The 13,055-nt window shown below is 53.4% G+C and carries 12 protein-coding genes and 1 other RNA gene; 4 read left to right on the forward strand and 9 right to left on the reverse strand.

All coding sequences use genetic code 11. The annotated features are described in order from the left end of the window. Positions 1-92: 92 nt before the first annotated feature. Positions 93-404, forward strand: coding sequence for a helix-turn-helix domain-containing protein (locus B9Y59_RS06885; protein ID WP_054322920.1), 312 nt, complete (start codon positions 93-95; stop codon positions 402-404). A 52-nt stretch (positions 405-456) separates the two neighbouring features. Here the strand turns inward: B9Y59_RS06885 and B9Y59_RS06890 are convergent, their stop codons facing one another. From B9Y59_RS06890 to B9Y59_RS06930, 8 genes are all read right to left on the reverse strand, one after another. Next, positions 457-711: a DUF6061 family protein gene (locus B9Y59_RS06890; RefSeq protein WP_442856152.1), complete on the reverse strand. Its 255-nt coding sequence runs from the start codon at positions 709-711 to the stop codon at positions 457-459. 381 nt (positions 712-1,092) lie between these two features. Next, the gene (locus tag B9Y59_RS06895) at positions 1,093-2,700 is read right to left on the reverse strand and encodes a sensor histidine kinase (RefSeq protein WP_085534557.1); all 1,608 of its coding nucleotides are present in this window, start codon (positions 2,698-2,700) and stop codon (positions 1,093-1,095) included. After that, positions 2,684-3,352, reverse strand: a complete 669-nt coding sequence (locus B9Y59_RS06900) for a response regulator transcription factor (protein ID WP_085532572.1) — start codon at positions 3,350-3,352, stop codon at positions 2,684-2,686. The genes B9Y59_RS06895 and B9Y59_RS06900 overlap by 17 nt, the downstream gene beginning before the upstream one ends. Before the next feature lie 760 nt (positions 3,353-4,112). Next, positions 4,113-5,366: an ABC transporter permease gene (locus tag B9Y59_RS06910; RefSeq protein WP_085532575.1), complete on the reverse strand. Its 1,254-nt coding sequence runs from the start codon at positions 5,364-5,366 to the stop codon at positions 4,113-4,115. Then, on the reverse strand, positions 5,363-6,082 hold the full coding sequence (locus B9Y59_RS06915) for an ABC transporter ATP-binding protein (RefSeq protein WP_054322914.1): 720 nt from the start codon (positions 6,080-6,082) through the stop codon (positions 5,363-5,365). The genes B9Y59_RS06910 and B9Y59_RS06915 overlap by 4 nt, the downstream gene beginning before the upstream one ends. Next, on the reverse strand, positions 6,075-7,847 hold the full coding sequence (locus B9Y59_RS06920; protein WP_085532577.1) for an efflux RND transporter periplasmic adaptor subunit: 1,773 nt from the start codon (positions 7,845-7,847) through the stop codon (positions 6,075-6,077). Before B9Y59_RS06920 ends, B9Y59_RS06915 begins: the two co-directional genes overlap by 8 nt. A gap of 306 nt (positions 7,848-8,153) precedes the next feature. Then, positions 8,154-9,476 carry an MATE family efflux transporter gene (locus B9Y59_RS06925; protein WP_085532579.1) on the reverse strand — a complete coding sequence of 441 codons (1,323 nt, stop codon included), beginning with the start codon at positions 9,474-9,476 and terminating at the stop codon, positions 8,154-8,156. 104 nt (positions 9,477-9,580) lie between these two features. Continuing rightward, positions 9,581-10,153 carry a TetR/AcrR family transcriptional regulator gene (locus B9Y59_RS06930; RefSeq protein ID WP_085532581.1) on the reverse strand — a complete coding sequence of 191 codons (573 nt, stop codon included), beginning with the start codon at positions 10,151-10,153 and terminating at the stop codon, positions 9,581-9,583. A 248-nt stretch (positions 10,154-10,401) separates the two neighbouring features. Between B9Y59_RS06930 and B9Y59_RS06935 the strand changes: the two genes are divergently transcribed. Beyond that, positions 10,402-10,953 carry an ECF transporter S component gene (locus B9Y59_RS06935; RefSeq protein WP_054322910.1) on the forward strand — a complete coding sequence of 184 codons (552 nt, stop codon included), beginning with the start codon at positions 10,402-10,404 and terminating at the stop codon, positions 10,951-10,953. Positions 10,954-11,045: 92 nt separating this feature from the next. Here the strand turns inward: B9Y59_RS06935 and B9Y59_RS06940 are convergent, their stop codons facing one another. After that, positions 11,046-11,708 carry a CatB-related O-acetyltransferase gene (locus B9Y59_RS06940; protein WP_085532583.1) on the reverse strand — a complete coding sequence of 221 codons (663 nt, stop codon included), beginning with the start codon at positions 11,706-11,708 and terminating at the stop codon, positions 11,046-11,048. Between the two features lie 435 nt (positions 11,709-12,143). Between B9Y59_RS06940 and smpB the strand changes: the two genes are divergently transcribed. Both smpB and ssrA read left to right on the forward strand, forming a co-directional pair. Then, on the forward strand, positions 12,144-12,608 hold the full coding sequence (smpB, locus tag B9Y59_RS06945) for an SsrA-binding protein SmpB (RefSeq protein ID WP_054322909.1): 465 nt from the start codon (positions 12,144-12,146) through the stop codon (positions 12,606-12,608). Between the two features lie 8 nt (positions 12,609-12,616). Further along, positions 12,617-12,965, forward strand: a transfer-messenger RNA (tmRNA) gene (gene ssrA, locus B9Y59_RS06950). The last annotated feature ends 90 nt before the right edge of the window (positions 12,966-13,055 follow it).

Genomic DNA, 13,055 nt, shown 5'->3' on the forward strand with positions numbered 1-13,055 from the left:
ATTGTATATATCGTTAAAATTATACGATTAAAATGATTAAAAAGCAACGACAAACAAAAGTATAATTTACGACGAACACAAGCAAAGGGGTGATGCAGGTGAAAGATATTCTCTCTGCCATAACTGCATATCGAGAGGATCGGGGTTGGACGGAGTATCAGCTTGCAGAACGCTCTGGCTTGCCGCAGTCTACAATCTCCTCGTGGTATCGCAAGAATATGGTTCCTACGATTCCGTCCTTGGAAAAAATCTGTACGGCTTTTGGTATCACACTTTCTCAGCTGTTTGCAGAAGAAGATACTCCCGTTTCTTTGACGGTTTCACAAAGAAAGCTTCTGGAGCGATGGTCGAGATTGAGTGAGGAACAGCAAGCCGTAGTATTTGCTTTGATTGATAAAATGTAAAAAAGCCGCCAGAAGCAGTATCACTTGGATGCGCCTCTGGCGGTTTTGCGTATCAATCAAAATCGAACGGCAGAGGTTCTGTTACGGTTTGCAAATATTCCTTCGGGTCTCCGTTCAGAATCAATTCCACATAGGACAGCGGATCGTTGTAGATGAGCCAGTCCCGTTCAGGCCGCTGGAAGCGGCTGTTCGCAAGCTCGTCCTCTACAGAGGTACAGTGAATGGAAATCATGCTGCCGTCGGAGTACCGCAGTTCAACACGACCGGTACCCATGTTAAATGCACAGGAAAGTAATTTTTCCATCATGATATTCTCCAAAATAGTTTGCTGTATTTGCCTATATCCGCATATAGGCAAGCAAAGCAGATTATCAATATAGTCTCTGTTAACAAGAAAAACTCCCGCCTAATTCCTGTTAGGAATCAGACGGGAGTTTCGTATGCACCCGAAAACCGCCAGCTAACCGTTGATAAGTCATTTATTTCCTTATCACTGTTAAGCCAACATTTTGGGGGCTTTCCGCTCATTTTTGTTAGGGTGTATCCCCTCCAAGTTAATCGGGACAGTATAACGGCCCGATTCAACGCTCGATCGAAAGAGTGGATAGGGACACACGGGCGGAGAGGTTTGCACAGGCCTTGCGGGGGCCGCAAAAGGACCTTCCAAAAGTCCTTGGAGACCGTGCGGTCAGGGGGCGGGGAAAACGACCGTGGCCTGTACTCCCTGCGGGGTATTTTCCATCCGGTAATCCGCCCCATGCCGGTCCAATACCATTTTGACGATATACAGCCCCAGACCACTACCGCCGGTCCCCCGATTTCGAGAGGCATCCACCCGGTAAAATGCTTCAAAAAGGTGTGGAAGGGCCTCTTCCGGAATATGAATGCCGCCGTTTGTGATGGTCAGTTCCGGCTGTCTGTCTCCGGTGAGCCGGACATGTACGGTTTCCCCTTCTGGCGAATAGAGAAGCGCGTTGGACAGCAAATTGCCAATGGCGCGCTGCAACAGGACGGGGTCACCTTTTATCAGTACCCCTGGCGCCGTCGCAATGTGCAACGCCTGTTCACGCATCTGTGCCAACTCCCCGGCCTGCTGCACCTGCTGTTCCACCAGTTGCGTCAAATCCACTTCCTCCTGTTTTAACGGCACGTGCACATTCTCCATACGGGAGATTGTGAGAATTTCCTGAACCAGTCCCTCCATCCGATTGGTGACAGCCAACGACCGTGCTAGATACTTATCCCGGTCTTTGTAGATGTCCACACCAGCCAACATGCCGGAAAGCTGTCCTTTCAGCACCGTGATCGGCGTTTTTAACTCGTGGGAGGCGGCGGAGAAGAAAGTGATCCGCTGCTGTTCCAACGCCCGCTCACGGTCGATGTCCTGGCGCAGGGCTGCATTGGCTGTGCGCAGTTCATTTAAAGCGGTGGAAAGGCGCTCGGAAAGTTCGTTCAGGTTCCGTCCCAATACGCCGATCTCATCACCGCGTTTTTCCGGACACTTCCAGTCGAAGTCCAGGTCTGCCATCTTCTGGGAAATACCGCTGAGTCGTACGATGGGGCGCGTGATATAACGGGAATAGATGACCGCCCCCAGCAGGGAGATTGCCAGAACCACCACAAGCAGAAAAGGAAGTACCCGCCCCAGTGCCTCGACCGTCTGGTTGGCTGCGGTGACGCTGTTTAGGATGGTCATCGTATAGGGCATGCTGCTCCCCTTGAAGGAGAAGGTGTACTGGGGAAGATCGCGGGTGACGGTGACCAAATCGCCGGAGGCCTGGATTTTCCCACTTGCGGTATCCCAGACCGTCAAGGTACCGGCCGAAGTGGTAGAAAAAGCATCCTCCGAGGAAACCGGGTCGGACTGCGTAACGACAAAGCGGTCCTCCTCGGTTGGAGTATCCGGAATGAGCGTAAGGCTTTCGCCCTCCTCCTCGCTGTAGTAACTGCCGGCAACCGAGTTTTCAGCAGAATCGCTGGCCATGGAGATCGCAATCGAGTTGGGGAGTTCCACCGGATTTCCGTCCGCATCGCTCATCAACACGGTCACGCCGGTATCGATGATAAAACGGTCCACCAGAGGGCCACATTCCGCCAACGTCGTTTTTTCCAATTCCCGGGTAAGCGTGGTCGCCTTTTCCGCGAGATCGCTGTTGACAATCGTCGTGTAGGAGATCGGCGTGGCCCAGGCGATAAAAGCATAGGTCAATGCGCAGGCCGCTGCCAAAATGGCGGCAGTAATCAGAAAAATGCGCAAAGTTAAACTCCCGCCAATCCGTCTAATGCACTTTTTCAACACGGTACCCCACCCCTCGCACAGTCTCGATATAATCCCCGCGCAGCTTTTTGCGCAGGTTTTTGATGTGGCTATCCACAATGCGTTCGTCCCCTAGGAAATCGTAATTCCAGAGTTTTCCCAGCAGGACGGAGCGCGTCAATACGCGCCCTTGATTTTGCAACAGTTCCCGCAAAAGTTCAAATTCGCGGCTGGTCAGATCGATGGGACGCCCGCCCTCTGTGACCTGGTAAGCATCGAGGTCGAGGGTCAGTTCCCGGTAGACCAGTAGGCTGGTCTCCTCCTCCCCGCTGCCGGCACGGCGGAGCACTGCGGCAATTTTTCGCAGGAGGATTGGCATGGAGAACGGCTTTGTCACATAGTCGTCGATGTTCAGATCAAAGCCTTTGAGCTGGTTTTCCTCCGCATCCAAGGCGGTAAGCATGATGATTGGGATGCTGGACTCGCGGCGGATAAGCTCGCAGACGCCGTATCCGTCCACCTTTGGAAGCAGGACGTCCAACAGGACCAAATTCCAAGTCCCCCCGTGGAACAAATCCAGAGCAGCGATCCCATCCCCAGCCGCGCCGGTCTCATAACCTGCATCGTGCAGATAAGCGCAGAGCATCTCCTGAATATCCGGATCGTCCTCTACGACTAAGATTCGTTTCATTTTCATCAACTCCTGTCGGACAGTATACCATGGGAATTTGAAATTTGTATGGATTTTTTTCAGATTCCAGGTTTTCCCGTTGGAAACCGGAATAGCCAGGAACTTTGATAACCGGCACGCCGGGCAAGCGGCCTTCCCGCCGCGATTATGCCCCCAACAAAGCCGGGATGCTTGAAAAGTTCCATAAAGGCTCTACGCTGGCAAGCCTTGCTCAATTGAAGCTTTTTCCACGAAACCACAGCAGCCCATAAATGGGCAGTTCATGCGGCAAAGAAGCCTTCTATGGCGGGAACCTTGCCGGGCGCTCTCTGCTGTTGTCCCCGTGTGGACGGTATGCGCGGCGCCTTGGTGATAAAATCGCTGTTCATTTCCCGCTTTACCCACAAGCAAAGCGCGCCTACTCCCTCCAGCAGGACCGCAGGAGTCCCTTTTGAGAAAGCATATCAGTCGCCCCCTCCGGCTGAGCCGGGGACATAAGGAGGCCCCATAAGGCCCATTGCCGGAAAGCGTCTCCAAACGTGCGGAACTTGCTTTCGCTTGCGTCACTCACCCCACAGCGCACAGCCCGTACATGGGCAATTACCGTTCTAACAGCAACCTTCTGCCATCGAAAGATTGTTGTGAACAACTCGCTTCGCTCGATACTGAAAGCGAAAGCTTTTTTATGGGGCTCCTCCACCAACACAGCCGGTGATTTCCCTAACCAAACAGAATGCGCTCAAAGGCAGTTGGCCTTTGAGCGCATGAAATGAGTCTGGTATTATTCGTACCGCAGAGCATCGATGGGGTCGAGCTTTGCGGCCTTGTTGGCCGGATAGTAGCCGAAAAACACGCCAATCAGCATGGAGAAGCCGACCGCGATGACGATGGCTCCTATGGATGGGACTGTGGGCATCCCCAACAGGCTTCCGCCCGCATAACCGAGCAGGGCGCCCAGCAGGATTCCCAATGCGCCGCCGATGACGCAGATAATCATGGATTCCACAATAAACTGCATACGGATGGCGCCATCCGGTGCACCGAGCGCTTTGCGGATGCCGATCTCGCGGGTGCGCTCTGTCACGGAAACCAGCATGATGTTCATCACGCCGATGCCGCCGACCAGCAGCGAAATTCCAGCAATCACCGCGATGGCCGTGGACATTGTGCCCATCATGTCATTGACTTCTTTGACCATGGATTCCAAGCTCTGCGCTTCGCAGTGCATGCTCTCGTTCTTCGCATAGAAGCGGTCGTTAAAAAACTCCGCAGACTCCTCGGCGAACGACTGGTAATCCAAACCCGGCTGAACCGCGATATAGAAATAGAAATACCCGTCCGGCGAGTAATCCAACACGCGGTAAGCGGTCGAAATCGGGATGTAAATGGTGGTGCTCATGCCGGCCGAACCCATCAGGAAGCTGTTTGCCTGATCCTCATAGACGCCCACGATGGTGAAGGTCTGGCGTCCACCGCCATCCATCTCGATCTTGATCTCCTGTCCTACAGCGTTCTGATTGCCGGGAAAAAGCGTCTCTGCCAGGGACTGCGCGATGACCGCCACATATTTGGCGCGCTCTGTGTCCGAGTCGTTGATAAAGCGTCCCCGCACCATGTTCACCTGAGTGCCTGTCGCGCCCGTGGCATAGCCCTCGTTGACGCCTTGCAGACTGACCTTGTTGTCCTCATGAAACTTGGTGACGATGCCGCTTCCTGCGCTCTCCATCAGGCCGATACCGACGATCTTGTCACCGTATTTGTTTTGATACTGTTCGATCATTTCGTCGGTGATGAGGTCGTCCTCGGTATAGGTATAAGAACTGGTGTAATCGCGGGGCGTGACTTGGATTGCAACGTTGTTTACGCCCATGCTCTCCATAGAAGAACTGACCATTCCGGTCATTGCCTCGCCCACCGACGTGATGGCAATCACCGAACCGATGCCGATGATGATTCCCAGCATGGTGAGTAATGCGCGCATTTTGTTGGAAACCAGGCCGGCAATCGCCAGAGAGATGTTCTCAAACAGATTCATGCACCCACCCCCTGCCGCTCCAGGCGCTTGTCGCGTTCCCGGACGATGCTGCCGTCGTGGATGGTGATGATGCGTTCCGTCTCTTCGGCCAACTCGTTGTTGTGCGTAATCAGGACAATGGTCTTTCCCTGTTTTTCGTGCAGCTCATGGAAGATGTCCATCACCAGACGTCCGGTATTGCTGTCCAGAGCGCCGGTTGGTTCGTCGGCCAGGATGATCGCCGGGTCGTTTGCCATGGCGCGGGCGATGGCCACGCGCTGCTTCTGGCCGCCGGAGAGCTCGTTCGGCATATGCCTGGAACGTTCCGACATCTCCACCATCTCTAAAAGTTCCTTGGCGCGCTTACTGCGCTCCCGCTTTGAAATGCCCGCATACAGCATGGGAAGTTCCACATTGGCCTGTGCGGTGCAGCGCGGGATGAGATTGAAGGTCTGGAATACAAATCCAATCTTGCGGTTCCGGATCTGCGAGAGCTTGCGGCTGCTCATTTCAGCCATGGGAACGCCGTCCAGGGTGTATTCCCCCGAGGTCTGGTGATCCAACGCGCCGATGATATTCATCAGCGTGGATTTACCAGAGCCGGACGCGCCGACAATGGAGACAAATTCCCCTTCCCGGATGTCCAAGCTGATCCCATGGAGGACTTCCAATTCGTTGGGAGTACCGATGTAATAGGTTTTTACGATGTCGCGCATCTCAATGACTGTCTTACCCATTGGCTACAACACCCACTCCCATCGAGCCGGCGGTATCCTGCGGCAGGACGCCGGCAGCCGGCATAGCAGAAACCGGCATGCCGGGCTGAATCTGTTTGCTGTCCGAGATGATCTGCATGCCCTCTGTGAGGAGATCGCCGCTGATTTCCACCTCATAATCGGTCTCCAAGCCCATCGTAACCGGAACCGCCTCCGCTATGGTAGTCCCGTCCTCCTGCTCCTTGACCGTGTAGACAACCGAACTGCCGTCCGCCGCCGTGGAGATCGCATCGTATGGCACGGCAAAGACATTTTCCTTCTGTTCGGTCACAATGTCTGCGCGGGCGGTCATGCCGATGCGCAGGCCGGTTTCCTTCGAGGAAACCACTACGGTCGCATCGAATTCGACGTCCTTGGAGTTGGCCGTATTGTTGCCATCCGTGCTCTCTGGCGTCCGGACCGCTGTGGGAGATACCTTTTCCAGATAGCCTTCGTATTCATCGTCGCCCGTGGCGTCCGCTTTGATGATGGCTGCCATGTTGGGTTTGACCGTGTTTACGTCGTATTCTTTGATTTTGACGTCCACCTGCAATGCGTCGGTGTTTTCGATCTGGAACATGACGCCGCTCGGCGACGCGCCCTCGGTGGCATATACTGCGGTGATGGTGCCGGAAACGGGCGCAGTCACCGTGCACTTGCCCAACTGCTCCTGTAGATTTTTGAGTTCCTCGCGCTGTACGCGGTCGTCCGCGGAGAGCTTGCTGGTCTCGATCGCCTGCAAATTGTCTTCCAAACCGTGTGTCACGGCGGTCTGGGTTGCCTTTTGCGCCTTCAGCGCATTGTTATAGGCGTCCTTGGCTGTTGTGAGTTCTGTTTCGTATGTACCCAGCTGGTCATCCACCGCCTTTTTGGCGGCGTCCAGGTTCTGTTTGGCGGTGTCATATGCCTGTTGCGCATCGGTGACGTTCCGCCGCAGTTGGTCCACGCTGAGGGTTTCGGTTCCCTTCATGTACAGGGCATCCGCCTCGTTTTCTGCGTCCGTCAGTGCCTGCTTGCATTCGAGTACGTCTGCCTTGAGTTCTTCGACATCATCGTCGTCATTTTTTACTGCGCGTTCGTATTTCTTTAACGCCTCTTCATAATCGCGTTCCAGGTCGCTGTAGTAGCTGCCGAGTTCATTCCGGCGGTCCTTCAGGGCTTTTTCCGCGCGGCCGAGCGCTGTTGAAGCGGTATCGTAGGCGGACTGCGCAGAGATCAGCTCCGTATTCAGGTTGCTGTCCAGCTTGGATTTGGCGGCATCCAGGTCCTTTTGCGCCTGGTCCACCTTCCGCTTGGCGTCGTTCACATTCTGTTGGGCTGTATTCAGCTCGGTGTTCAGGCCAGCATTCAGCGTTTCCATGGCGTCGTCGTATTTCTTCTGGTTGGTTTCAATCTGCTGCTGGTTGTTGGCGCTGGCCGTCGCAAGGGAAAGCTGCTTCTGGGTGATCTGCTGTTGCAGGTCCTCCGAATCCAGGACGCACAAGACGTCCCCCTCGTTGACGTGATCGCCGACCTCGACCAAAATATCCTTGACCGGATAGGTCAAATTGGTGTAAACGTTTACCGAATCCGTGCTCTCCACGTTGCCGTTGGTGCTGATTGTGCTGCGCAGCGTTGTTTTTTGCAGGGGAGAAAGTTCAACGGGAAGTGCGATTGTCCCCGTGTCGGTGGGACGAAAGACCATCACGCCCACAGCCACGGCAGCCAAAACGCCGATGACGATCAAAACCTTTTTCTTTCTTTTCACGCTTTTTAGCCTCCATCACATATTCCATGCGCCGTGGTCCTGCCAAAAGCTGGCCAAATGGCGCAGAAGAGTCTCTGCAAAAATGGGACGGAAGATTCCTTGGAAAGGAATCTTCTTTGGCAGATCCCACTTATGCAGGCACATTGTACCAGTTAATTAATACAATAGTACATATATGATTGCAAAAAGTCAATACTTCAAACACATAATTAAGATTTATTTAAGTTTCTTCACGTTTTTGTAAATTATATCATTTGTTTATTGGGCAAATTGTATAATGATAGAGGAAAAAACCGGATATTTCTTTCAATATTTTTCCTGTAAAGACAGCAAATGCCTCCCCAGAAAAACCGCTGCACCGGCGGCCACGATATGGCTGGTCAAAACAGCCCACCAAATACCATCCAAGCCCAAACCGACGTTCGAGAGCAGCCATGCCAAGGGCATACGGATCACCAGATAATACAATACCATGCAGAACAGACTTTTCATTGGACGTCCCATACCGTTGACAGTCCCTAGGAAGCAATTGGTGACCGTATTGAGGACATATCCAATACCGACAATGTAAAAGGAATGTTGCACGATTGCCGCTGCTGGTGCGCTGGAGACAAAACCCTGTGAAAGCGGCCCGGCAAACCCCACAACCAGCGCGGAAAGAAGGAGCAACAAGCCGCCGCCGTACAGAAGAGCGGCGTTCAAATAATCCCGCGCGCGGTCAAAGCGTTTCCCCCCGGCGCATTGTCCCACAATGGTTGTCAGAACCATATTCAAGGCCATGGCTGGATAAAACAGGATGGTCTCCAGCTTGCCGATGATTCCATAAGCGGCGATAGCCGTAACGCCGTACCCGCTCACCAACGAAGTTAAAAAACCCGTGCTGAGGGCTGGGATGCTCTGCTGAAAAGCGGCCGGGACCCCTTTTGCAAAAAAGGCGGAAACTGCCTCCCAGGAAAAGGCCGACAGATGAATAACAAACAGCTTTTTCCTCGCCAGGTAGACCAGCATAAAGACCAGGCAGAGCGTCTGGGAAAGAAGGGTTGCGATGGCAGCGCCCTGAAAGCCGAACAGGTGGATAAAGAGCGGGTCCAGGGCCGCATTCAGCGCGGTGCAGATCAGCATAGCTACCATTTGAAAGACCGCGTTGCCAAAGCTACGCAGGACCGCCGTAAAGTAGCAATAGAGGAAAACGGTAAGATACCCGAGCAGATAGATGGAGAGGTATCCATAGGCCATTTCAAAAGTTTCTGCCGGGGTTTGTAAAAGAGAGAGAAGCGGGCGCAGACACAGCTCTATTCCAGCGGTAACCGCGATGGAAAACACCACTGCAACCGCCAGAGATGTGGCGATCAGGCAGTCAATCCGCCTGGTGTCCTTTGCCCCAACCGCTTGGGATAACAGGATGGATACGCCGTTGGTTGCTCCCATTGCCACCGCATTTAAGACCAAAATGACAGGAGTTGCACCAGTCAGTGCGGCATATGCGGTTTCTCCTAGGAGATTGCCAATCCAAAGGCTGTCCACCAGGTTATAGGCCAAGTTCAGGAACATGGCTGTCAACACCGGAACCGCCATCTTGAATAGGCACCGCCGGGTGTTTCCTTCAATAAATTGGATTGTTTGAGACATCGAGATCATCCTTTCCAGTTGAATGAATATTATTCATTATAAAAGCATTTTTAAACGCATGCCGTCCAATGGTTCTACGACAACATGCGTTTGATGAAAAAGGCCTATTTGAGATGTAGCATCTCCAACAGAAACGCCTTTGTGCGCCGGACACGTTCCTCCCCTGGAATCTCTGCACACAGCAGGACCCCCAGCTGCCCATAGACGCAGAAGGACGCCACAGTCCGGGTATCTTCGACTTGGATTTCCCCACACGCTTTTGCCAAGTCCAACTGCTCCTGGACGATGGGCTGCATTTTCGCGCACACCGCCATGGAGAGCTGCTGATGGAGTTTGTGCCCCTGCGGGCCATGGCAAAGTTTGTAGGTAAAGTTGTCGTCGGCTTCCGTATCCAAGAAGGTGGGCATTTGCAGGATGATCTCCCGCAAGGTAAGCCCCGGCTGTCGGAGAATCTCCGTCATACGGCCGACCAGCTGGCCGGCATATTGGTCGATGGCGGTGTCAAACAGCGCCTCTTTGGAGGGAAAGTATCGGTAGCACAACCCCTGCGCGACGTGCATTTCCTGCGCAATATCGGCGATAGAGGTTTTTTCGTATCCGTTTTGGTAGAACAACCGCATAGCAGTATCCAGAATCTCCTGGCGGCGTTCCTCAGGGGCTTTTGTAATCCGCGGCATAGAATGGCCTCCTTTTTGAGCTCAAAGCCAGCATAACACAATTATGCGCAAACGTCAATGAATAATATTCATTCATAGGTGAGAGATTGACAAGGGCCGCGTTTCCCGCTATACTCGGTTTGTAATCGCTGTCTGAAGACAGCCGGAATTGATTTTTTGATCTGCGCAACCCCACAGGATGGGACGCGGCAGGAAGCCGCACAACGCCCACCGGGACCCGTGCGCGGAATTTGTCAAGGAGGGCTTTTATGTTTCAGACACAACACCGTCAGGCGGTTCGCCTGACAACGACAGCACTTTGTATTGCACTGGGGCTTCTGTTGCCCACAGTGTTCCATGTGTTCGGTACGGGCGCCGGAACAGCGCTTTTGCCCATGCATCTTCCGGTTTTGCTGTGCGGCCTTCTCTGCGGCTGGCAGTATGGAGCAGCATGTGGCATCCTGGTCCCGCTGCTCTCGTCCATTCTCACAGGGATGCCCCCCATTTTCCCGACCGGCGCTTCCATGATGGTGGAATTGTGTGCCTATGGGGTGCTCACAGGACTTTTTTATCAGACGCTGCACCAGAAACTTTATGTATCTTTGGTGGGCGCCATGCTGGGCGGCCGTGTCATTTATGGGCTGGTGAACGCTGTCTTTATGGGCGTTGCTGGGAAGCCGTATGGATTTGCGGCATTTTTGTCCGGCGCATTCCTCACCGCCTGGCCGGGCATTCTTCTACAGCTGATCGTTGTCCCGTTGTTGGTGTTTACGCTGCAAAAGTCAGGGCTTTGGTCCCGCACGCTGCGGCAGTCGGAATAATCCATGAAAACAGGGCGCAGACCGGAAAGGAATTCCGGCTGCGCCCTGTTTTGGCTTTCTGTTCGGTCGCCTGTATCCGGCAGCCTTTGCGGTTAAGGCCGCTGTTCCAGCATCTGTTGGAGCTGTGCCCGCACGAAGTCCAGGTCCGGGTCACATAAAAGGGGAAGGACCTCTACCAGCTTTTCCAGGGGAAAGTCCCACCAGCGGACCTGTAAAAGTAGCGCGATGAGTGCATCGTCGAACCGTTTCTTGAGAAAACGCGCGGGATTTCCTCCCACCACCTGGTAGGGGCCGACGTCCTTTGTCACCACGGAATGTGCAGCGATGATGGCGCCGTCCCCGATCTGGACGCCGGGCAGGATGGTGCTGTTCCGGCCGATCCACACGTCATTCCCCACAACGGTGTCGCCCTTAAAGGGAAGCTGTTCCAAATGCGGCGGGGTATGTTCCGCCCAAGCCCCGCCAAACACGTGGAAGGGATAGGTCGTGACGCTGCTGATGCGATGGTTGGCTGTGTTCATAATGAACTGCACACCGCTTGCAATCGAGCAAAATTTTCCAATCAACAGCCGATCGCCGAATTCCGGCCAATTGAACAGGACATTGTTCTGTTCAAAACGGGTTGGGTCCACAGGGTCGTCGTAATATGTGTAGTCCCCCACCAAAATGTTCGGCGCCTTGATGACATTTTTGAGGAAACAGGTGGTCCCATATGCGTTCGGAAAGACCGCATTGGGGTCCGGTATGGAATACATAATCATTCTCCCTTCAAATTGCGCAATCACACCCTTTCCCCTGTATTTGCCGTAGCGACGGCCCTCTTCTTTCGAATCTCCCGCATGACCTATTTCTCCTTTATTTCTGAGTTGCGCTCATGGTTTCCCGTCCATGGGCGTGTCATCGATACCTTTTCCCCATAATTTTACGCAGTGCATCTGTTTTTTTCAAGCAGCTGCGGAGTAAATTTCTAAAGCAGAGATAAAAGGACGGAAAATAGCGGAAATTCCCTGAAAGCATCCCTGGAGATCGGAACGCAAAAAATAGGGCCAATCTGTATTCCAGTAGGGGCCTGGATTCTCTATTGGAGCGTAAAAGGCTGGGGAAACCTTTCCAGGGGAATTAAATTTGACAGACAAGTCAAAATATGCTATGCTATAAGACCACAGAAGAAGCGGAAGGAGGGCTTTTTTATGCCGAAGGCTTCTTTAAAAACCATCGCACAAAATAAGAAAGCCTTTCACGATTATTTTGTGGAGGAAAGCATGGAGGCCGGCATTGAGCTGTGCGGCACCGAAGTGAAATCTCTGCGCAAAGGACAGTGCAATCTGAAAGATGCGTGGTGTTCCATCGACCATGGAGAGTTGGTTGTCAACGGGATGCACATCAGCGCCTATGAACAGGGCAATATATTCAATAAGGACCCGATGCGGGTGCGCCGCCTCTTGATGCACAAGCGGGAGATCATGCGGCTGTTCGGACTGGTCAAGCAGGACGGGTATTCGCTCATTCCCCTTTCGATCTATTTCAAGGGATCGCTGGTAAAGGTGCAGGTGGGCCTTTGCCGAGGTAAGAAGCTCTATGACAAGCGCGCGGATCTTGCAGCGCGCGCGGCCAAGCGAGACATCGACCGGGCGCTCAAGGAAAAGAACCGGTGATATATTATGGGGCTGCAATGGTTTCGACGGAGGTTGTGAACCTTGGTAAGCGAGTAGCGGCGCGGAAACGCTTGAAACTCCGCAAACTTTAAAATTAAACGACAACAATACTGTTGCGTACGCAGCCTAATTAGGCTGCCGTCTTTACCGGGAGCACCGCGGCCCGGATAAAGGCGTCGATGAGCGGTGAACGTGAACAGGGGAACGCCTTTACCCTTGTCATGACCAAAAGGCTACTGAAGTAGGAAGCCTGCCTTTGGGCGTCCTACAGAGGGAATGTAAAAACACCGGCTACACTCGTAGAAAGCCAGGGCAAGTGATTTTCGGACAGGAGTTCGATTCTCCTCAGCTCCACCAGTCGAGAGCCTCGACGCGCAAGTCGCGTTCGGGGCTTTTCTTTTTATATGGCTCGGTGTTCGCGTTTATAGCGGGCATCTATTTTGTCGA

The organism is Anaeromassilibacillus sp. Marseille-P3371, from assembly GCF_900169665.1.
GTDB lineage: Bacteria > Bacillota > Clostridia > Oscillospirales > Acutalibacteraceae > Anaeromassilibacillus.